This is a genomic window from Streptococcus sp. Marseille-Q5619 (genome assembly GCF_946901205.1).
In the GTDB taxonomy this organism is placed as follows: Bacteria; Bacillota; Bacilli; order Lactobacillales; family Streptococcaceae; genus Streptococcus.
On sequence record NZ_CAMPPO010000006.1, the window covers coordinates 27,943 to 50,441 of the forward strand.

Annotated in this window: 12 protein-coding genes and 1 pseudogene; all 13 read right to left on the reverse strand. The window is 41.3% G+C overall.

Going from position 1 to position 22,499, the window contains the following annotated elements:
* Nucleotides 1–7 precede the first annotated feature (7 nt).
* Nucleotides 8–898 carry an Rpn family recombination-promoting nuclease/putative transposase gene (locus tag OC530_RS08085; RefSeq protein WP_112444740.1) on the reverse strand — a complete coding sequence of 297 codons (891 nt, stop codon included), beginning with the start codon at nucleotides 896–898 and terminating at the stop codon, nucleotides 8–10.
* Nucleotides 899–998: 100 nt separating this feature from the next.
* A pseudogene (locus tag OC530_RS08090) lies at nucleotides 999–2,686 on the reverse strand (alpha-L-fucosidase).
* Between the two features lies 1 nt (nucleotide 2,687).
* Nucleotides 2,688–6,476 carry a sugar-binding domain-containing protein gene (locus tag OC530_RS08095; protein ID WP_262081061.1) on the reverse strand — a complete coding sequence of 1,263 codons (3,789 nt, stop codon included), beginning with the start codon at nucleotides 6,474–6,476 and terminating at the stop codon, nucleotides 2,688–2,690.
* Nucleotides 6,477–6,713: 237 nt separating this feature from the next.
* Nucleotides 6,714–11,672: a ZmpA/ZmpB/ZmpC family metallo-endopeptidase gene (locus OC530_RS08100; RefSeq protein WP_262081062.1), complete on the reverse strand. Its 4,959-nt coding sequence runs from the start codon at nucleotides 11,670–11,672 to the stop codon at nucleotides 6,714–6,716.
* Between the two features lie 202 nt (nucleotides 11,673–11,874).
* Complete coding sequence (locus OC530_RS08105; protein ID WP_173306583.1) at nucleotides 11,875–12,759, reverse strand: SPFH domain-containing protein; 885 nt, start codon at nucleotides 12,757–12,759, stop codon at nucleotides 11,875–11,877.
* Nucleotides 12,760–14,578: 1,819 nt separating this feature from the next.
* Nucleotides 14,579–16,084: a zinc ABC transporter substrate-binding lipoprotein AdcA gene (gene adcA, locus OC530_RS08110; RefSeq protein WP_173234298.1), complete on the reverse strand. Its 1,506-nt coding sequence runs from the start codon at nucleotides 16,082–16,084 to the stop codon at nucleotides 14,579–14,581.
* 9 nt (nucleotides 16,085–16,093) lie between these two features.
* Nucleotides 16,094–16,900 carry a metal ABC transporter permease gene (locus OC530_RS08115; RefSeq protein ID WP_000950038.1) on the reverse strand — a complete coding sequence of 269 codons (807 nt, stop codon included), beginning with the start codon at nucleotides 16,898–16,900 and terminating at the stop codon, nucleotides 16,094–16,096.
* On the reverse strand, nucleotides 16,893–17,597 hold the full coding sequence (locus OC530_RS08120) for a metal ABC transporter ATP-binding protein (protein ID WP_173234300.1): 705 nt from the start codon (nucleotides 17,595–17,597) through the stop codon (nucleotides 16,893–16,895). The genes OC530_RS08115 and OC530_RS08120 overlap by 8 nt, the downstream gene beginning before the upstream one ends.
* The gene (adcR, locus tag OC530_RS08125; RefSeq protein WP_050208104.1) at nucleotides 17,597–18,037 is read right to left on the reverse strand and encodes a zinc-dependent transcriptional regulator AdcR; all 441 of its coding nucleotides are present in this window, start codon (nucleotides 18,035–18,037) and stop codon (nucleotides 17,597–17,599) included. The genes OC530_RS08120 and adcR overlap by 1 nt, the downstream gene beginning before the upstream one ends.
* 152 nt (nucleotides 18,038–18,189) lie before the next feature.
* Nucleotides 18,190–19,458, reverse strand: coding sequence for a D-alanyl-lipoteichoic acid biosynthesis protein DltD (gene dltD / locus OC530_RS08130; RefSeq protein ID WP_262081063.1), 1,269 nt, complete (start codon nucleotides 19,456–19,458; stop codon nucleotides 18,190–18,192).
* On the reverse strand, nucleotides 19,451–19,690 hold the full coding sequence (dltC, locus tag OC530_RS08135; RefSeq protein WP_000351967.1) for a D-alanine--poly(phosphoribitol) ligase subunit DltC: 240 nt from the start codon (nucleotides 19,688–19,690) through the stop codon (nucleotides 19,451–19,453). Before dltC ends, dltD begins: the two co-directional genes overlap by 8 nt.
* Before the next feature lie 12 nt (nucleotides 19,691–19,702).
* Nucleotides 19,703–20,947 carry a D-alanyl-lipoteichoic acid biosynthesis protein DltB gene (gene dltB, locus OC530_RS08140; RefSeq protein ID WP_262081064.1) on the reverse strand — a complete coding sequence of 415 codons (1,245 nt, stop codon included), beginning with the start codon at nucleotides 20,945–20,947 and terminating at the stop codon, nucleotides 19,703–19,705.
* Nucleotides 20,944–22,494, reverse strand: coding sequence for a D-alanine--poly(phosphoribitol) ligase subunit DltA (gene dltA, locus OC530_RS08145; protein ID WP_262081065.1), 1,551 nt, complete (start codon nucleotides 22,492–22,494; stop codon nucleotides 20,944–20,946). Before dltA ends, dltB begins: the two co-directional genes overlap by 4 nt.
* Nucleotides 22,495–22,499: the final 5 nt, after the last annotated feature.

Consider the following 22,499-nt stretch of genomic DNA (forward strand, 5'->3'; position numbering starts at 1 on the left):
TTAGGTCTTATTTATTACGGTCTTTCAATAGTGACTCAAACTCAGCAACTGACATACCTAATTGCTCACTCGCAAATTCGGAAGTTAAAACATGTTGATGTACTAAATCAAGAAAGGTAGATATTTTCCCACGTTCTAAGCCTTTTTCTTCAGCTTGTTCCAAGGCATAGTCATGAGCCAATAATGCTTGTTCTTCACGCCTGCGTTGTTCACTAAACATTCTCCTGTCCTCCTCGGACCAGCTTTTGTAGTCCAGCAGTTGATCTGCTTGGCTGATGGCTCGCTCAGGTTGCTGGGTAAAGGGCTTATTCCCGAAAAACTCCAACCACGGCTTGCGAATCTTGTCTTTGCTGGTTTCTCTATATTTTTTTAATTCCAAGAATGCCATCTTGACCAGATGGTTTTCTTGACCGTTATTAGTGATGGTTAAAACCTCACCTGTCGTGTCCTCTCGCATACTAAAACTGTGAAAAGCCAGGTCATCTGAGAAATAATTACTATCCACGATAGCAATAGCATATACTGGTGCAATATGTTTATAACTCTGGTGGGTGTCACCTTCACGCTGGCGAATTTTTTCTAGGTTTTGATTGACCTGACTGCATAGGTAAGCCCACAGGCGATTGATGAAAAAATTCTGATGATGTACTTGTATTTCGATGATAACTTGAGTGCCATTATCTAGTTCAGCTAAAACATCTATACTGGTGTAGAAATCCTGCGCTGAATAAGGCAGGGAAGGCAAGACGTGAATGTTGCTTCCCTCCAAAATGGTCACATTTTTTGCTGGTAAATCCAACATATCGCGAATAAATTGACAAGTGATTTCTGGGTTGCTAAAGATTTTCTTAGCAACCAAGTCATTGGTTGGGCTGATGCCCGGATGTCTTAAAGTCATCTATTTCCTCCTTCTATTATACCATATTTTTAAATCTAATTTTGCTAGATTCGATGGTTCTATCTATTTATTCGGAAAAGAAATGAATTGTAAAGATATTTTATCTCGTTTCAACTAAAATATGAGCTTGATCAACCAACTGTCCATCAACAGTCAGATTCAGATAGAAATCCAAGGTCTTATCAGCAGCAAAATACAGGGTTGGTAGGCACAAATCTTTTTTGCTTTCCCCTGTTTGGAATTGAAGGGTCTGAATCTCGTCCTGATAGGCGACACCATGGACACCTGTCCCCGGTTGAATCGAAATCTTAGCCTCTAAAGGAGTATTACTTTCGCTACGTTCAATCCTAAAATGAAGAGTCTCTCCCTTTGCTACAGCTAGACTTTTTTCTGCAAATGCTAGCCCTGAACAACTTCTTTTTTTGATAATCCAGGAGTTTTATAGAGGGAAATCTTGGTCAATACAGGCATAGATTGTGCCTCGGTAATTATCACGCGCACCTTCTGTGCCTCTACTAGCGGACCTCGCAAGAGACGCTTATGACCAACGGTAAAGCCCATGCCAAATTCTTGCCAGACACCATCCACCTCTACTTGCACATGAAAAGCAGCGATTCGTTGCCCCAGCTTCAAATCTTCTCTTAACTCAAGCACATCGAAAGTTTTAGGCGCCCCTAAGTCTAGTTCTAGCTGGATGGGCAAGTCTGCAGCGCTTGCCCAAGAGCTAGTTTCAAGGCCGTCTGTCAAATGGCGACAAGCAAAGTCTGCGGAAAGAGCAGGACCAGATACCTCAGCTCCCAGAGCCAAATCTTCTTTATAGAGCTCATTGCGATAGGCCGCAAATTCATAGAGGCGTTCAATATCCTTTGCATCAAAGAGCCCATCTTTATTCGGCGGAATATTAAGCAAGAGTGGAGTTCCCCGACCCACCGAGTGAAAGTAGATTTCGATCAACTCCTCAAGTGACTTAGGATCCTGCTCTTCATGGTAAAACCACCCCGGCCGGATGGAAACATCTGCCTCACCGATTGAAAAAATAGTGCCTGAAGAATCTCCATGCTGAAGATAATCCAGCTCTGCTTCTGTTCCTAGTTTGTCAGGATTCACCTTTTGCCACAGTGGATCACCTGCATACCCTCGTTCATTGCCAATCCAGCGGATACTAGTGCCTTCTGTTGAAAAAATTAAGCAATCTCCCTGCAGTTCACGAATGGTTTCAAACCATTTTTCAAATTCATAATTGACCTTTTGAGCGCCCTCTCCTCTGGCACCATCCATCCAGACCTCAGCAAATTTCCCTCCATTTCCATAGGCAGGATTTGATAAAATCTCCTTCAGCTGAGCCAGATAATAGGAATTATAGTCCGCTTCTCGGTCCACATGATAGAGGGGACTGTGGGCGTCCCACGGCGATAGGTAGACCCCCATATCCATATCAAACTCTGTGGCAGCTTGGGATACTTCAAGGAGTAAGTCCCCCTCTCCATTCCTCCAAGGACTGCTCTTGACCGAATAATCTGTATGAGCTGTCGGATAGAGGACAAAGCCGTCGTGGTGCTTGACCACCAAAATCAACTTTTTAAAGCCCGTTTCCTTGAGCACGCGAACCCACTCACGCGCATCTAACCTTGTCGGGTTAAAGCGTTCAGGATCCTCCTGACCCGTCCCCCATTCCTGATCATAAAAAGTATTGGGTCCAAAATGGATAAAGGCTGCTAGTTCATCCTCTAAATAAGCTAGCTGGGCCTGACTAGGCAAGGGCCCATGCGGTTTTATTTCTCTTACCATACTATTTCCTATCTACATTTTTCTTAACTTTTTTGGCATGTACTTGCAACTCTGTTAACGCTAGAGGGCTTGTCAAGTTTTCAAATCCAAGACGAAGGGCATAAGTCTCTACCTTATCAAATTCAAAACGAAGCTCTTCATCCTTGTCGCTTGAAACTTTTCGGATAGCTGATACAGGGCGCCAATTCTCCTCTTGCTTGAGCAGGGAATCCTTATCCAAATGGTTGGGAGTTCGAGGTAAGCTAGGCTCATTCCCTACATAATAATCAATAAAAGTAGGCTCCATCGCCACGTATTCTTGATTTTCAACATAATACAAGGTCACGTTATCCACAAATCGCGGTTTTAAAATCCCTGCATCTCCAAAAAGCATGCCCACGCTGGCTTGCTCTGACTTGGTAATCCAAGTATTGGCTGTCGATTTCTTCCGAGCAATGACCTTGTCATTGAGATATGAGGCTGGGTGATTCGGCTCTGAGTGAGAAGCAAAGACCAGAGGCAGGTTAGACCCTGTCCACTGATTGGAAATAACTTCCCCATCTACACTGGCACCTGTCACATGAATGGTGACTATTGCTGGCAACTCACAGCCCGCTACCTGCCCTGTGAAAACGCATTCTCCTACCTGAGTATAGATTTGAGGATCGAGTTCATCCCAAGTCACCTTGGCTGTATCTCGTCTGCCATCTGATAAGACTAGCTTGACTCGGTCTGGTAAATGTGGGACTTCCTTGACAAGCGTCCAAACCCTTTCAGGTTCAATAGCGGAAATCCCTTGGACACAAACCTGAGCAGAAGCCTTTAAATCCAAACCCTCTAGCTGACCAGATACCGTAAACTCATGAAAGCTTGCCATATCTTCTTCGGATATTGCCTCCCAAACAACCTTGACTCGTTTTGCACTCCCGAGCTCATAGTCCACCAAAACTGAAGATGGCAGCTGTGGATAAGTTCCCTTAGCTGTATACAAGCGAAGTGGTCGTACAGAAACTGCCTGCCCTAGTGAGGTATTTTCTGTGACCTGCAAATGAGTTTGATAGGTTTTACCTTGATACATGGCTCGGATAGCCAAGTCGCCAGCAGACAAACAATGAAGCACTCCCTGCTTAATAATGGCGTGGGCACTACCACTCGTCTCCCAAATCACTTCACTATTCCCCACCTTGTTCACAGGGTTATCCACAGTTTGTGGATAAAGTCCAATGGCTGGGGAATCTCCTTCTTGTAAACCGGTCTGCTTGTCCATTCGAATCTCAAACAAGCGCTGATTTTTTACTGGCTGGCAAACCAAAGTCTCTCCCACTAAGAGATCAAAACTTGCTTGCTCTAGCCCTCTGGCACTGGCCTTTACTCTGACTAGACCCACCTGCTCCAAGCTCTGAACTAAGAGGACACCTCTGCCATGAAAGGCTTTCCTCTGAAACCGACCATTTTTCTGGGCTTGGTAACGTTCACGACTAGCCTGCCTACCATTATCCACACCCACAATGCGAGCAGGGCCTTCAATTTTAAAATGAAGCTGATTGGAAGCGCTCGGCACCCAATTTCCATCCTTGTCCAATACATCAAAATAGAGATAGAGGAGGTCTTGCCCATCTGGCTCCAGTTGTGATTTCTCGGCATGTAACCCAATCTTAGCAGGCTTACCTGCAGTCACCACCCTATCTTCTGCCACAAGCTGACCTTGACGGTCATAAGCTACAGCACGCAATTCTCCCGGTTGATAAGCCAAAGGCCATTCGAGATAGAGTTGGTCAGAACCTTCTCCCTCTTGGTATTTTCTACCATCTGAGGTCCATTTTTCCTGAAATATCTTCCTACCTTGGGATTTTCCATTGAGAAATAGCTCTACCGAACCAGCATTTGAATACACTCGAACAGGTATATCCCCATACTTATCCACAACTTGTTGATAACTCTTGTGAATTTCCCAATTCCAATGGGGCAGGATATGAACCATAGGATGCTGATCTAGGTCCAACCACTGACTTTGATAGAGATAATAATCATTTTTAGGAAGCCCTGCTGTGTCTACAATTCCAAAATAAGAACTCTTGACGGGCGTGTCATTTTGGTTGTGCCAAGGAGTCGGCTCGCCGATATAGTCCACTCCTGTCCAGATAAACTGCCCCGCATAGTCTAGCCGATTTCTATCTGCTATCCAAGAAGCCGTCGCTGTCTTCCCCCAAGGAACCCGATCATTGCCATAGTCTGACTGTTCAAAATTCCGCACGCGGCGATTATCCCCAACCCATTCCTTAGCTGGGCGAAAATAGCTGTCACGCGTCCTTGTAGCCGATGAGGTTTCAGATCCGTAAAGTCGCCACTTGGGATGTCTTTTGCGAATCCCATCAATATTATCTTCCGAGTAATTTAAGCCCACCACATCCAGCAAATCAGCAATCTTTTCATGACCTCCAGACCCATCTCCAAAACGGAACTGATCCATTCCCATGGTCACAAAACGGCTATCATCAACCTCCTTAACCCTTTCTAGCAAGCGTTTGATCGTCTTCAATGAATGAGCATCTCCATTTGCTTCGCTGACTTCATTTCCCAAGGACCACATAAAAATCGCTGGATTGTTCTTGCCACGTTCAATCATAGTGCGCAAATCATAATCTGACCAGAAATCGCCTGCTTTCGCTTCTGGATGATTCGCTTCTTCCTCAAAAAAGCGACCATAATCATATTCTTTCTTGCCTCCATACCAGGTATCAAAGGCTTCTTCTTGGATAAGTAGCCCCATTTTGGCAGCCACACCCAGCAAAATACTACTAGCTGGATTATGGGTGATTCGAATCGCATTGACACCCATTTCCTTCATCTGGCGCAAGCGTCTCTCAGCAGCTGACCTGTTTTCCACAGCTCCCAGCGCTCCGTAGTCATGGTGCAAACAAACCCCATGAATCTTCAACCAGCGACCATTTAGAAAGAAGCCCTTATCCGCTTGCCAATCCATATAGCGGTAACCAAAGGTCTCCTCTTCTTCATCAACCAAAATGCCATTTTTGTAAAGGCGTGTCTTCAATTGGTAAAGGTGAGGGGATTCAATATCCCAAAGCAAGGGTTGAAAAATTGATATGGCTTGTTGGAAAGAATATTTGTCCCCAGACTCAATCACTAGAGAGTCTGTCGCCTGCCAGTCTGACAGCTGTTGTCCATCATACCAGATACTCTGCTCCAAATACACCGACACGGACTGAGGTCCATCATTTGAAACCTTACTTGTAAGCTGAGTCTCCACCCATCTATCTCTTTGTTCCTTTAGCTTGGGACTTGCTATCTTAATCCCATACAAATCCAGATGAACTGCATCTGTAATCAACAATTTTACTTCTCGGTAAATACCGCTACCAGAGTACCAACGACTGCTAGGTTGCTGATTTTCCACAAAAACCGCAAGCTGGTTGGCCGTCCCATCATTTCTTAGATAAGGCGTGATATCATAAGAAAAGGGTGTATAACCATTGGGATAATAGCCCAGCACTTGCCCGTTGATATAGACTTGGGCATTCATGTAAACTCCATCAAACAACAAACGCACCGATACAAGACTGGCATCTTCTTCCAAGTAAAACTGTGTCCGATACCAAGCCTGACCCCCGTTTAACTGACCACCCTCATTTTGCGCTGGCGAATACTGGTCAAAATCATTGTAAATACTCCAGTCATGTGGCACTTGAATAGCCTGCCAATTTTCTCTCTGAAAATCCGGTGCCAAGGCTTCTTCTTTCCCCACCTCCTGACTAAAAAACCAGTGATTCCGTAAAACTTCTTCTCTTCTCATACAAGCATTCCTCTTTAAACAAGTCTATTGACTTGACTATAGCACAAAACAAAAGCGCTTTCAAGATTTCCTCTATCACTCCCTAAATACTCGGAAAAGATTCTATAATTTGTGGAAAAGTCTGAAAATCACTCCATATTCAAGCAAACTGTCATTTTTAAGAAATAAGATCAAACCTTACAAGAGCGCAAAAAACACCTCTCTGAATGTTCATTCCAGAGAGATGTCCCTTTTGTCTTAACTATTGTAAATCGACTGTCTAAAGTCATCTGAATCTTTGAGATAAGCTTTATAAATCGCTTTTTTCAGTTTTTGAACTGGGGTTTCGATAAAGCTATAGGTGCTAGCAGTTGTTTTGCCTGCTTTAATCTGTTTCAACTCCTCTTGGACAGCTTTCTGCATCAATTCTTTTAACTTCTGACTTGTCAGACTTACTTCCTGACCTTCATATTGGATTGTCAAAGGTTTCAATTGATCAATCTTAGCTACTCTTTCCTTAAACTGTGCTTTTTTGAACTCAGCATAACTCTTACCATTCAAAACTTGATTGAAAATGTAAGTATCGGATAAAGGCTTGTTCTCAGCCTCTGCTTCGTGTTTGTATTGATTTGACACATAAGGAACAAATCCTTCATAATAGCCCAAAGCAGCCATCAATTCAAAAGATTGTTTTCTAAAGGTGATATCCCCACTCATACCAGTGTCATTTTGACTAACACCATAAATGGTATCAAACATATCCACTAAATAATATCCATTAGCTTTTACATCACCTGTTGCATAAAATCCATTTATGATATAACGGTTCACTAAAATATTATTATCAATCAAGCTATTGATATCCGTTAGTTTTTCCGCTTCTGTCAGTGTAATTTCTGAGATTTTTTCACTCTTGTGCGTAGCTTGAACTGCTGGATTTGTGTATGTTACTGTCGCTCTAGGTCCTATCGACGCAATTGGTGTTATTTTTTTGAAATATTTAGTTTTATCTTCTGCTGAAAGTTGCTTTGTTGCTTCTGCCTCTAAATAATCTAAACTATATAACACATCAAAACTTCCATGCATATAAGATTTCAAATCTGCAGCTGTTTTGAATCTATCTGGTGTTTTGTTGTAAAAGCCATTTTTCTTACTTTCATCGTAAACGAAGTTTAAGTTGAAATATGTATCTGTCTCTGGTGTGTATGAATTCTCGAAGATTCCTCTAGCATAAAACTCTGCCGCTGTACCATCTCGACGACCATGATTATTAAACAGTACTGTTCTGTCTAATAAATGCGTCATTTCGTGAGAGTAAGTCGCTGAACCTCTATCATCAAGAACTCTATCTATAAAGTAACGGACACCCACTCCATTGGCTTCTGCACCTACATTTTGCGATGGTGAATACAATCCTAGAGGTGTCATAAAGTCTTTAACCCCTTTATCTGCTGTTGGTCCTGATTCTTTAGACCATGTTGTCGTTATTCCAGCAGTCACATTTGTCGTATATTTCTTCATCGTATCTACAATTACTCTATTTGTAATTAGTTTCGGACGATTTTCTTCTTTTGTAATTCTGTATAAAGTATCAACATAATTAGCCTGTCTTGTCGCAGTTAATTCTATCAATGCTTTAACTTTTTCTAATTCTTCTTTATACTTAACTGGATTCGTTTTCTCTAAAGAAGTATCCATATACGTTCCGATGTTTCCGTAGGTTACCGTCGCTATGTTAGTTATAGCATACACTCTTGGTTCTTTAATATTTACCAAACCTAATAATGTAGCTACATTTTGTTGTCTTCTACTTTCAATTTGAAGATTTTCAGCCCCATATTTCTCAGGAGGCGTAGTTAATTTTGTATATAAGTCTACTTTTTCATCAGGTTTTTCTTTCGAAGCTTTTTCAACTACGATAGCTTTAGTCGCTTTCTTCAACCACGTATCGCCATCCATATTAGTGAATGTAGTTCTATTGTAATCTAGGAAATCTAATAATGTTAGTTTATCTGTAATTTTACCAAAGTATTTCTCAAATGTTTTTGGACTATTGGTTAATCTTAATTCATCATAACTCATAGACCCAAGGTGTGTTAACCAATCTAAAGAAGTAAGGTCTTTTTTACCGAACGAACTTGGATTATAAGCTAGAATATCACGGATGTTGGTATCTCCAAAATCAATATTATAAAAACGATTGATATAGGATAACCCTAGTAATATTTTCTCTTTATTAGCTTCAATATCACCTTTTACTTTTTCTCTATTTTGTTGATTGTCACCTAAAATACTCAAGGTATGCGCCACAACTTTTTTCAAACTAGCTTCTAAATCGGTTTTAGTCGCATCGAGTATTTCTTTAATCGATAATTTTTCAAGATATTCTTTTCGTAGAATTTCTTTTACTTCTTCATCAGTTATCGCCGGATTAGTTTTTTTCAACTCACTGCGTTTTTTATAAAAATCACGCTCTATTTCTAAAGCAGGCGGAGTTAGTTGCGCTTTTATTTTTTCATCTGTTAAGAAGTCTACAGACTTCATTTCTCTACTAGCTTCCATCACATCCACTGCATTTTCTAACTCACTATTTTCTGGCAGTAAATGCGGTTTGTCTTCTTTAGTACCAACCAAGATTACTTTTGGGCGCATAGCTTTAGTTGTTTCAGTCTTCTCTACTGGATTTGTTAACTCTCCTGTCTCCGGACTAACTTCATAAGTTTTAGTAACGGTTGTTTCCCCTTGTTCACCTGCATCTTCAACCTCTTCTTTTCCTTTCGAAAGTTCAGGGTTATCTTTTCTCAACTCAGTGATTTCTATAGGTGACACTATCTTTTCCACATTTCCAACTTTTACTACTTTGTCTTTAACTGGAATATTTTCAGTTGTAGTTTCTTCTGAGATAGCCCCTGTTTCAGGATTTAATGTGTATTTTGTAGTTGATACTGTACGACCGTTTTCCCCTGATGTTTCTTCTATTTTCTGATTGTAATCTAACGCTGGATTTGCTTCATAAACTGTCTTAAAAGGAATTTCTTGTGATTGAACTGTTGGTTTTGTTCCTACTGCCGTTATTTTCGCTTGCATTGGCTTAGCGACTTTTGTCGTTACATCTGGCTCAGTCAAGTCTCCTGTTTGTTCATTTACTTTGTAAACTTTTATTGTTGTCGTTTCTTCATCTTGACCTTGTTCTCTAACTACTTTAACCCCTTTATCAAGTGACTCATCCGCGACAAACTGTTCACCTCTTTTGACTGTTGATCTTGTTTCTTCTACATTCCCAACCTTAACAACTCTATCTACTGGATGTTTTTCTATCTTTGTTGAAGTGTTTTCTACTATTTTCCCAGTACTTTCATCAAAACTGTAAGAAGTAGTTGTCACTTCCTTACCATTTTCGCCTGCTACTTCTACTCGTTGCTCTTTGTAATTTAAAGCTGGCGATGCTGTATAGATTGTTTTATAGTCCAGTACTTTTTCTTTCGTTACTGGACTTGGGACAGTTGGTTGCTCTTGTGAATCTGACTGCTCTTGGGGAGCTAAGGGTTCAGGCTGAACAGCTGGTTCTGGTTCGTTTACTGGACTTGGATTGACCTCTGGAGATGGAGCCGTTTGTTCTGGTTGTTTTTTGGGTTCTTGTGGGGCAGACTCACCAGTATCTTTTACCCCCTCAACTGGATTCTCCAGCTGGTTCTCCTCATCCTTTTGCCCCACAGGGGATTGATTTTCCTCACCCCCTGATTCCACGGCTGGGGTTGCTGGTTCAGAATCTTTGGTCTCAGCAGCTTCTTTAGATGGTTGCTTAGACTCAGTACCTTGTGGGGCATGAGTTTGATTTTCCTCACCCCCTGATTCCACGGCTGGTCTTGCTGGATCTGGTTGCTTCGGCTCGGATTCGGGTTTGTCAGGTGTTTGTTTCTCGTCTGGTGTTGCTTCTGTACCCGGCGTTTCTTCTGCTCCTGGTCTTGGTTGTCCTATTCCATCAGCTGGTTTTGTCTCCGTTTCATTCTCTACTATTGGTTTTTTCTCAATTTTTTCAGGTTGAACTGGTTGAACTTCCTCTGGCTCTGGAGTTACAGGTTGTGTTGGTTTTGGTGCAACTTCTTCCTTAGTCCCAACTGCAATCACCTTGTCCACCGGCTCTTTTGTGATTATATTTTCTATAACTTTGCTAGATTTTTCCCCATTAACGATAGTGACTTCTGTATAGATGGTGCGTTCACCAACAACACCTTCTTGAACAACTTTAGTTTGCCCTTTAGCTAAGGTTGCATCTTCTTGTTCTATCGTTTGGAAAGCAACCTCCTCTGTAGTGACTAGCAATTCTGGTTTCTCTACTGTGGCATTTAACACACCTTCCTCAGGACTTGTTTTATAATCACTATTATTTTCTGCTTTCGGTTGTTCTACTCGGGGATTTCCTGTAACTTCCTCCTTAGCCCCTATAGATCCAATTTCATCAGGAGCTTGTTTGCTTACAGGAGCTTCAACAATTTTCTCAACTGCGTAGGATGGTTGAGGAGATTGCACAAGGTCTTCAGTCGAGCTAAAATGAGATGCAGTCTGTGGTACAATCTTCTTAGATTGAGGTTCTGAACTGTCCTCCTTTTGAGATAATGCTGGCGACTCTACCTTATCAACAGTAAGTTCCTTGCTACCACTATCTCTTACCAAATAATATCCCGTAAATTCATATCCTTGGACTCTTTCAGGACTTGGTAAAAACTGACCTTCTACCCTTTTAACAAGGACTGGTTGCAATTCTACCAGATTTTCGATAGCAGAGATGGATGCTCCCCAGCCACCAACAGCAAAGACGGTCACAAGGAAGTAAGTCGCTCCCTTTTTTCTCTTGATCAAAGTGAAGGAAAGCAATAATAATCCTGCTCCCAAGATAAACATCCCATCATTAGAAAACAGACCTGTTTCTGGTAATCTTGTAGCCAATTTTCGATAGACAAAATAGTATTCTTTTCCCTCTTTTACCTCAATCTTATTTTCTTCAAACCATTGCAACTCAGATTTCAGCTTTTCAGGTAAATCCTGCTCATCCAAATAATGACTTGAAATTAGTGTTGAAGTCGTTTCTGTAGCCTGTACGGATTGAGCCCCCATACCAGCAAAAAATAAACTCGTTCCTAGCAAGACTGAACAAGCTCCTATTGCATATTTCCTCAAAGAAAAACGCTGCTTTCTCTCAAATTGAAATTCTTTCATCTCATCTCCCATCATTCATTATTACTGTATATTTAGTATATCAGAAATAGTCTGTATTCACAAATCTTTCTAGTTATTCTCTTATCATTCCTAATTAAAGTAGACAATATACAATAATTTTTAGTTAAATGTATATCAATGTTCTTTGTTTTTCTTAACAAAAACAATACAAAAAGAGCCTGTTGCCAAGCTCTTTAGTCTATTATTTCTTCTCAGCACGGAGGGCTGACAAGATTTGTGTTCGGATATCATCTACACCATTTGGCGTATTTGGTAAAAAGATGGTTTGATTTCCTTTAGAGGCAAAGGTATTCAAAGTATCCAAATACTGGTTGGTCAAGAGGATAGACATGATTTGCTCTTCTGTCATGCCAACATTGGCTTCCTTGAGTTCAGTGATAGACTCTGCCAATCCATCCACAATCGCCTTACGTTGTTGGGCAATCCCCACACCATGAAGGCGGTCTTTTTCTGCTTCGGCTTCAGCTGCAGTGACAATTTTAATCTTATCGGCTTCAGCCAATTCTTGCGCTGCGACCCGCTTACGTTGCGCCGCATTGATTTCATTCATGGATTGCTTAACTTCTGCATCAGGTTCGACCTTGGTAATCAAGGTTTTCACAATAATATAGCCGTAAGTGGTCATTTCTTCTGCTACTTGGTGTTGAACTTCAAGGGCAATCTCATCTTTTTTCTCAAACAATTCATCCAAGGTTAATTTTGGAACAGAAGAGCGAAGGGCGTCTTCGATATAAGATTTAATCTGAGATTCTGGACGCATGAGTTTATAGTAGGCATCTGTCACGCTCTGCTCATTGACACGGTACTGAGTCGCCACATTCATCATAACGAACACATTGTCCTTGGTCTTAGTCTCAACCACAATATCACTTTGCAACAAGCGCAACTGGATTCGTGCCGCAATCGAGTCAATCCCAAAAGGCAAGCGAATATGAATACCGCTATTGGAAACCTTTTGGTATTTCCCAAAGCGTTCAATAATCGCCACCGACTGCTGACGAACCACATAAACCGTACTCAATGTGACTATCAGCAATAGGAGCACACAAACAATCAGAAAAATCATGAAAAATATTGCCATAATGGAACCTCCACAAGTATTTTTCTAGTATTATAGCACATTTAAAGAAGGCTGTACCGTTTTTACTGCGATTTTTCCTGAAATGTCAATAATTAGAGGTGAATTGTCCTATTGTCGTCCAATCTCTTTCTAAAACAACTGGTAAGAAATTAGGTGCACCATGCCAGTTCTCTCTAACTCCGTTGCTTATCAACGTACTATCTGAGCTTTTAAAGCCGTGGACAAAGAAACAATACAAGTAATGGCTAATTCTTTAAGAGGGTAACAAAAAATATCATTACAGTGAACCGCACTCCAATAGTTCAAGCGTTAAGCAATGTTGATGATCTAAATTTAGTGTGGTATAATACTTTTGTCATCGGTTACCGATTACGTTCCTATGGGTTCGTGAGAGGAGGTGAAACTAATGAGCCTTATCATAGAGCTCGCTCTTACTATTATAGCGGATGTTATAGCTGGAATTATCTTGTATTTCGTCTGCAGATGGCTAGATAGTAAGGAGTAGACCGACTGACTAGCCTATCAACACCCGTTAAATCGCTAAGATACGTCAAAAAAGCCCTTAACTACGGCAATAGTTAAGGGCTTTGGTGTTCTAATGAACCTTATCAATTAACTATATTCTAGCATATAATCTACAATAGTTCAAGCATTAAGTGAGGTTGATGATCTAAATTTAGTGTGGTATAATACTTTTGTCATCGGTTACCGATTACGTTCCTATGGGTTCGTGAGAGGAGGTGAAACTAATGAGCCTTATACCAGAGCTTGCTCTTACTATTATAGCAGATGTTATAGCTGGAATTATCTTGTATTTCGTCTGCAAATGGCTAGATGGTAAGAAGTAGACCGACTGACTAGCCTATAAACACCCGTTAAATCTCTAAGATACGTCAAAAAAGCCCTTAACTATGGCAGTAGTTAGGGGCTTTGGTGTTCTAATGAACCTTATACACTAACTACATTCTAGCATATAAGTCCTAATATTTCAAGCATTAAGCAATGTTGATGATCTAAATTTAATGTGATGTACTATTTTTGTCATCGGTTACCGATTACGTTCCTTACGGTTCGTGAGAGGAGGTGAAACTAATGAACCTTGCCCCAGAGCTCGTTCTTACTATTGTAACGGACGTCATAGCAGGAATTATCTTGTATTTCGTCTGCAAATGGCTAGATGGTAAGAAGTAGACCGAATGACTAGCCTGTAAACACCCGTTAAATCGCTAAGATACGTCAAAAAATCCCTTAACTACGGCCATAGTTAAGGGATTTGGTGTTCTAATGAACCTTACCCGATAAAATTATTCTAACACACAAGCGCTAAGATTTCAAGAGTTTTATTTATTATTTAAAGTTCCTTAGTTCTGAAAGGTATTTGATTTTTCATCAATTCATTTAAAAATACTATACAAATTTCTTACATTTTCCATAAGTGTGATATAATGGACTCAATAAGATAACTTGTGAAGGATAAACGCTGGGTCCCAGAATGGGGTAGACTGAAAGGTTGAGCATTCCTATGTGCCTGGGGTTATCTTTTTATTTTGATTTTTTAAGGCTCTCTACAAAGTTTAGAGGGTCTTTTTCTATTCCTGTAGAATATACCAAAACACCCCTTAACTATGGCAGTAGTTAGGGGGTAGTATTCTAATGAACCTTATCCGATAAAATCATTCTAGCATATAAGCCCAGATATTTCAAGAGTTTTATTTATTTTTTAAAGTTCTGGAAAGGTCTATAATGAAGTTAGCCATCTAATATCTAAAAACCGACTAGCTCTTATGAACTAGTCGATTTCTCATCAATGCGCCAACATTTCTTGGGCGATTTCTTGTCCAGATAGGTTATCTGGGTAGTAGGTTGGCCAGTTATCCATTTCTTCAAAGAGGGCTTCTTGGCTTGTGCCTCCAAAGAAGATATGGAAATGTTCTGCCTTAACTGGGGCGATATTGTGGTCACTAAACTGAACATACTTGAACTGTCCAGCGTCCGCATCTGTCGCTTCAAAGAGGAAGCGCACACCACGATTGCCTTTCTTATAAGTCAAGATTTTCTTACCAACATACTTGTAGGTGAATTTCTTACTTTGTCCACCTTGAACAAATTCCATAGTGTTATCAGTGATGTTGATCTTAGTGACATCTGTCTGATAGCCTTTTGTATAGTATGCCTTGTACTCAGCCTGAGTCATCTTACCAGTCAACTTAGCCTTGTAGTCAAAGACCTGATCAAAAGTTCCATCTTCAAGGAAAGGATAAACTGATTGCCAGTTGCCTGCATAGTCGCTCAAGGTGCGATCCTTGACGTCTGCATCTTCGAAGTAACCATTTTGGACTGTCTTGGTATCCTCTGCCTTTTCAGGCTCGATAGCTGGACCTTCTTGGTCTGTTGTTTGTTTCAAAGCTTTGAGGTTTTTCTCCATGATAGAGATATAATTTTCTCCCGCCTTGGTATCTTCTTCTGTCAGACTTTCTAAAGGATTAAGGACATCTGTTTTGACACCTGCCTCTTTTGAAAGTGTGTTAGCAAGAGCTTGTGAAGCATTTTCTTCAAAGTAGATATAGGCGATTTTATTTTTCTTGACGTACTCTGTCAATTCTGCCAAGCGAGCTGCTGATGGCTCTGCATCTGGAGAGAGACCTGAGATTGCGACTTGTTTGAGTCCATAGTCTAAGGCAAGATAGTTAAAGGCTGCGTGTTGCGTTACAAAGCTCTTTTGTTTGGCTTGAGACAAGCCTTCTGCATAAGCCTTATCCAAGGCTTGTAATTTTTCGATATAGGCAGATGCGTTCTTTTCAAAGGTCTCTTTTTTATCCGGATAATCTGCTGACAAGCTATCACGGATGTGCTCTACAAGTTTAATGGCACGGACTGGTGATAACCAAACATGGGGGTCAAACTCATGGTGATGGCCTTCTTCTCCATGGTCATGGTCTTCCTCTTCTTCCTCACCACCTGGCAAGAGCAACATATCACCTGTCGCCTTGATGGTTTTCACCTTTTTCTTATCCAAAGTATCTAGCAATTTAGGAACCCATGTTTCCATGTTTTCATTTTCATAAACGAAGGTATCTGCGTCTTGGATTTTGGCAACTGCCTTGGCAGACGGTTCGTATTCATGAGGTTCTGTACCAGCACCGATGAGGAGTTCTACATTAGCAGTATCTCCTGCGACTTGCTTGGTAAATTCATAGACAGGGTAAAAGGTTGTCACGATATTGAGTTTGCCATCTGCCTGTTTTTGATTGGAACAAGCCACTAAAAACAAGGCACATAGACTGGCTAGTAATAAGCTAATTTTTTTCATGTTCTTCTCCTATTTGATAAAACGTCTTACTAAACTGATTAGCAAGAAAACAGTTACAAAAATAATGGTAATACTTGCACTTGCAGGTGTTTCTGCATAGTAGGAAATGTAAAGTCCTGCCACCATTCCCAAAAATCCAATCGCACTGGCAAGTAGCATAACCGATTTAAAGTTTTTCCCCAGACGCAGGGCAATACTAGCTGGCAAGACCATAATGGTCGATACCAGAAGAGCTCCTGCAGCAGGAATCATAAGGGCAATGGCCACTCCTGTAACCATGTTAAAAAGAATAGACATGGTACGAACGGGCAAACCATCCACAAAGGCTGTATCCTCATCAAAGGTCAAGATATACATAGGACGAAGGAAGAGGAAGGTCAAAATCAAAACAACCGCCGCAATGACGAAGAGGGAAATGACCTGCTCCTCACTGATGGTCACAATCGAACCAAAAAGATACTGGTCCAAACTCATAGAACTGGAGCTTTTACCCTTGCTCATAACAATCAGAGAAACAGCCAGACCTGTTGACATGAGGATAGCTGTCCCGATTTCCATAAAGCTCTTGTAAACCGTACGGAGATACTCCAGAAAGACCGCCGCAATCAAGACAATAGCAATCGTAGAAACAGTCGGAGAAATCCCTAGTACCAGACCAAAAGCTACACCCGACAGCGAGACGTGGCTAAGAGTATCACTCATCAAACTCTGACGACGCAAGATAAGGAAGGTTCCAAGAACTGGCGAGAAAAGACTCATAGCAATAACCGCCAGAAAGGCGCGTTGCATAAAGTCATAAGATAATAAACTAAGCATGGCCCACCTCCTGGTCATTCTCATGAACGTTGAAACAACGCCATGGTGAGTCTTGGTTACGGACTAGATGGATATTGCGGTCCGCATAGTCCTTAACTTCTTCAGGGTCATGGGTAATCATCAAAACAGCCTTGCCATGATGATGGGCGCTGTGGTGCATGAGTTCGTAAAATTCATTTTTACTTCCTGCATCCATCCCCGTTGTCGGCTCATCTAGGATAAACACATCTGGATCCGAAGCAAACATGCGCGCAATCACCGCTCGCTGCTTTTGTCCCCCAGATAGAGAACCCAAGCGTTTGTCTCGATGTTCCCACATGCCAACTGAGTTCAGACTAGCCTTGATATGCTCCTCATCATGAGCATTCAAGCGACGGAACCAGCCTTTTCTCGGATAGCGACCCGACTTGACAAATTCATAAACCGTACTTGGAAAACCAGCATTAAAACTGGCAATCTGCTGGGGAAGATAGGCTATTCTCAATTTATTTCCCTGAGTATTTGTCTTTGAAATGGTCACCTTGCCAATGCGTGGTTGGAGAATTCCAAGACTGGCCTTAATCAGTGTCGTCTTAGCTGCCCCATTTTCCCCTGTCAAGGTAACAAATTCCCCACTATCAACACTATAATTGATATGTTCAAGAACAGGCTCCTTATCATAATAGAAGGACAAATCCTCTACCGTAATATATCTCATTATTTGATTTCTCCTACTAAAGCAGTCAAAAACCGCTGAATCACTTTTTGTTCATTTGGAGTAAACTGAGTCGCCACTTGTTCATAGGTTAAAAGTGTATGCTCATGGTGATGATGATGCTCCTCAGCGATTGGACGAGCCAAGTCAGTCAACTGATAAAAAACCACACGCGCATCCTTAGGATCTTTAGATGTTTCCAACATCCCTTCCTTGACCAAAGACTTAATAGCCTTGGTAACTGCTGCCTGACTGACATTGAGGCGACGCGCCAACTCTGAATTTGTTAAAGATTCCTCTGACAAGAGCATAAGAATGTGCTCCTGGGTATTAGTCAGGGCCACCTCGCTAGTGCAATGACCTATTAGGATTTCATGTTGGTTTTCCGCCTGCAAAATTACCTCATTCAAAAAGCCATCAATATCCTTCGCTAGCTGTCTCATATCTGACTCCTTTCCTTCTGGACTTTTCTTTTTTAAGACAAAAATACTATTCTGTAGAATTTTATTTACCAGTTAATTATATCACAAGCAAAAAAAGAGTCAAGAAAAAACGTAAAAATCGGCTTTATTCTTGAACTCTTCCATACTATTATCTATTGAAATTCCTTGATATCTCCATCATAAGTCGCCCAATCTTTGCTGAAAAAGCGCTCATTCAGATGGTAAGTCGGAGCTGGTGTGGGATTGGATAGGAAAGGATCAACTGCCTTGTCAAATGCCAACCAACCCAACCAACCAAGGTGAATGGTGTCCTTCATAAAGAAAGACTCCCCGCCATCCTTAGAAAAATCTGCTATATTGGTAAAACCTTGACTCTCTAACTGGTAGCGAATCTTCTGCACCGTTTGTTGGTACATATCCTCTCGTAGACCAGCATAATCCATCCATTTTTTATTAACAGGTGGAATGATAAAAATCGGGTTTACCTTAGATTTAGAAAACTGGGTTAACACCAACTGCAGGTCATTATACTCCGGTGATTTAAGGTAGGTAAAGTTTTTCTGAGAATCCTTTAATTTCTTCAAATCCTTCTTGATCTGCTTATTATAGAAATCATTCTCCATTCCCAGATCATTATTGGAAGTATTTTTTTCAGCATCTGCTTTGACAACATCTTCTATGGCTTGATAAGAAAACTGATCTGGCAAGGTCTTTAAATACTTAACTACATGCTTATCATAATTGACATAGCCTCTAACTGAAAACTGACCAAAAAAGGAAGCTTGGCGTTCATTAAACCGAGCCAATAATTCAATCATTTCATTGTCTGCCGTCGACAATTCTTCTTTACTTGCCAACTTCTGAACCAAATCCTTCATAGCTACGTTTGGGAACTGCTGTAGTAAGCGAGTCGCCGCATATTGACTAGCCTGATCTCCAGATTGATGTTCCAGAAAACTGGTCAACTGGTCTCCATTAAAATACTGCTGGAAGGCTGCTGGCTCATAGCCGTTTTTACTGAACCACTGAGGTGAGATAACATACACAACTTGTTTATTCTCCAGCTGTGGCAGCATCTGTTGCATCCCAAAATACTGATTGAGCGAGGCAGCTCCCCTCTGTCCTAAAAGATAAGGACGGTAGGAGCGATTGTATTTCTCAGCTAATACCGCAGGATGAGCACCGTCAAAACGAAGCCATTCACTGGAGCCAAAGAAAGGAACAAAACGCATATTTGGATCAGATAGTGCTCTGACTTTTTGACTTCGCTCCTTAAAACTATCGATAGTAGTAGCCACCGCTGAACGCTTTTCAGCTCCTAGATTATGACGCATCTCAGTAGGATAAAAGAAAATGAGCAGAAAAACCAACAAACCAGCTATCAAGACCGGTCCGAAGATCATCCATAAGCGTTTAAGCATTTTGTAGCTCCACAATGCCAGCTATAATTTTATTAGCTGTATTCCAGTCATCACGACCAAACTCTGTTACAGGGACACGAATGTCAAAACGGTTTTCAATCTCCACAATCAATTCAACCGTTCCCATACTATCCAAGACACCTGCGTCAAAAAGATCTTCATCCATCATGTCAGAAACATCTTCCATAAACAACTCATCAATAATTTCGATAACTTCTGATTTGATATCCATATTTTATTTCCTTTATTTTTTAAACCATAAATCATTCAAAAATCCAGAAAAGATCAAGAATGACAGCATGACGACATGGAAGGTGATAACCATGCCAAGCAACTGAATCCAGCGATTCTCAGGTAGAGCAGGCTTCCCTGCTTTTTTCCGCTCCTTATTGAGCGTTTTTTTCTTACGAACCCAAGCGTCATTGATGACCAGTCCAATCCCATGAAAGAGTCCATAGGCGATATAGTACCAGGTCACTCCATGCCAAAATCCCATAATCAGCATATTTACAATATAAGCCACGCTTGAGGTTACATTGCGATTTTTAAAGATCTTCTTTCTGGTCAACACCATCACCATTCGCATAAAGACAAAGTCACGGAACCAGAAAGAAAGACTCATATGCCAACGATTCCAAAACTCCTTCAAATCCCTTGATAAAAAGGGCTTGTTAAAGTTGATCGGGCTACGGATCCCCATCAAATTTGAAATGGCCAAGGCAAACATAGAATAACCTGCAAAGTCAAAGAAGAGTTCCAGACCAAAGGTATACATAACTGCCAAGGCATAGAGGTTAAAGAAACCACCTGACTGCAAGGCTAGATTCTTCAGAGGAGGCAACAAGGTTTCTCCTAAAACATGAGCCAGGATAAACTTATACAAAAAGCCCCACATGATATAGCGAACAGATTCATCCAGCATATCCATCAACTCATCTCGCTCAGGAATGGTCTGATAATTTTCATTAAAACGCTTAAAGCGATCGATTGGGCCACTTGAAAAAGTCGGCATGAAGAGAAGAAAACGAAGGAACTCCCAGAGGGCAAAATCCTTAATCACTCCATCTCTCAGCTCGATGATAATCCCAACCGAACGAAAAGTCAGGTAAGAAATTCCCAAGAACCCAAGCAAAGACTGCGTTCCATTGATAGCCGGCTGCACCTTGACAAAGATAATCGGAAGTAGGGACAGAAAACTAACTAAGTAGAAGACCCACTTGCCATCCTTGCTTTTTCGATAATGCTTGTAGAAGAGTACGAGCAATATTTCCCAGCAAAGGTAAATACCCAAGGCAGCCAATTGATTGGTCTTCCCACCCACCAACATGGTGACGATAAAGAAGAGACTAACCAGCACTTCATACCAGGCAAAGCGTTTCTTGAAAAAGAGACCAATAAAGATAGGTAAGGTTGCAGCAATCACATAAACAAAATACTGAGGATTACCGTATGGCTCTAAATGAGGAAGCTGTTGAAAAAACTCCATCATCTCTTATTCACCTCGTTAATCAATCCTTTGATGTCAATTTTTCCATTTGGAGTCAGTGGCAAACTGTCTCGATAAAGGAATTTAGATGGCATCATGTAGGACATCATGATATCTGCTAAATCTTCCTTGATAGCCTTGGTAATATCAATATCTCGCTCAAACTGCTCACGAACACCGTCTTTCAAGATGACATAAGCCAATAGATTTTGCACCTTGTGGTCTTTATTATAACGTGGTACAGCTACAGCAGACTCGATAAAGCGAGACTTATTGAGGTTTTGAGAGACATCTTCTAACTCAATGCGGTAACCGTTGAACTTAATCTGGAAGTCCATGCGTCCGCCGTAGAGAAGTAAGCCTTCATCTGTCATAGTTCCCACATCTCCTGTATGGTAGGCTGGCAACCCTTCAAATTCAAAGAAGGCTTCTGCCGTTTTTTCAGGATTGTTCATATAACCTTTTGAAACAGCTGGTCCAGAAACAATGATTTCTCCCTGTTCGCCATTTGGCAGTTTATTTCCTTCCTCGTCAATGATAAAGGTTGGAGAATCAGCCTTGGTATAGCCGATTGGTAGGCGTTTGAGAGTCGCTAGCATCTCGTCTGTCACAGCAACTGCTGACAGGGCTACTGTCGCTTCTGTTGGGCCGTAGGCATTGATAATACGGGCATTTGGGAAACGCTCACGTAGTTTTTGAGCCGTTTTGACCGTCAATTCTTCACCATCAAAGTAGAAATGCGTGATACCAGGCATTTTCTCACTATTGAAGTCTTCAGACAACATGGCCATATCTGCGAAGGACGGTGTTGATGTCCAGATAGCGATTGGCAATGAAAAGATGGTCGCAAAGAGTTGCTTAAAATCCTGAGTAATAGCTGAAGGAAGAGCGAAGAGCGTACCACCCAGTGCCAAGGTCGGTGCCCAGTACATGACAGACAGATCAAATGAATAAGGTGGCTGAGCCAGCATTTGCGGACGACTCGGTGTCGCAAATTCCTTGTCCATAATCATCCAATTGGTAAAGCTGAGGAGGTTATCATGGGAAATCTGCACTCCCTTAGGCTTACCAGTCGTACCAGAAGTAAAGATGATGTAGTAATTATCATCGCCCTTGACTGGATGCGTGATTTCATAGCTTGTCCCTTGAGCAAAGGCTTCTTGAACCTGAGCTAGATTCAATATCGGTGTAGAAACCTGCTCCAATGGAAAGTCTGAAATGGCAATAATCAAACTTGGCTCTGCTACTTCTAAAATAGCCGAAACTCGCTCCAAGGCCGAATGACTATCAATTGGAATGTAGGCATGTCCTGACTTAGTCAGCGCTACAAAAGTTGCCAACATTTCATATTCTTGGCCACCAAAAACGACCACAGGAGACTTCTCTGGCAAATCTAGTTGGTCAATGGCTGCAGCCAAACTATCCGAATCAGCCTTCAAATCTCCATAAGTGTGTTCCTGACCCAAAACATTATAAACAGGATAGCTAGGCTGGGTCTGAGCAAAATGCTCAATGGTTTTAATCATATCTGCTATTGGTTTATTTGACACAATAG

Excerpts from the sequence above, each read along its gene's own strand:
- OC530_RS08115 (WP_000950038.1), bottom strand. The coding sequence starts at position 16,900 with ATGCTTAGTTTATTATCTTATGACTTTATGCAACGCGCCTTTCTGGCG.
- dltC (WP_000351967.1), bottom strand. The coding sequence starts at position 19,690 with ATGGATATCAAATCAGAAGTTATCGAAATTATTGATGAGTTGTTTATG.
- dltB (WP_262081064.1), bottom strand. The coding sequence starts at position 20,947 with ATGATGGAGTTTTTTCAACAGCTTCCTCATTTAGAGCCATACGGTAAT.
- OC530_RS08085 (WP_112444740.1), bottom strand. The coding sequence starts at position 898 with ATGACTTTAAGACATCCGGGCATCAGCCCAACCAATGACTTGGTTGCT.
- OC530_RS08105 (WP_173306583.1), bottom strand. The coding sequence starts at position 12,759 with ATGATTTTTCTGATTGTTTGTGTGCTCCTATTGCTGATAGTCACATTG.
- OC530_RS08120 (WP_173234300.1), bottom strand. The coding sequence starts at position 17,597 with ATGAGATATATTACGGTAGAGGATTTGTCCTTCTATTATGATAAGGAG.
- adcR (WP_050208104.1), bottom strand. The coding sequence starts at position 18,037 with ATGAGACAGCTAGCGAAGGATATTGATGGCTTTTTGAATGAGGTAATT.
- dltD (WP_262081063.1), bottom strand. The coding sequence starts at position 19,458 with ATGCTTAAACGCTTATGGATGATCTTCGGACCGGTCTTGATAGCTGGT.
- OC530_RS08095 (WP_262081061.1), bottom strand. The coding sequence starts at position 6,476 with ATGAGAAGAGAAGAAGTTTTACGGAATCACTGGTTTTTTAGTCAGGAG.
- OC530_RS08100 (WP_262081062.1), bottom strand. The coding sequence starts at position 11,672 with ATGAAAGAATTTCAATTTGAGAGAAAGCAGCGTTTTTCTTTGAGGAAA.
- adcA (WP_173234298.1), bottom strand. The coding sequence starts at position 16,084 with ATGAAAAAAATTAGCTTATTACTAGCCAGTCTATGTGCCTTGTTTTTA.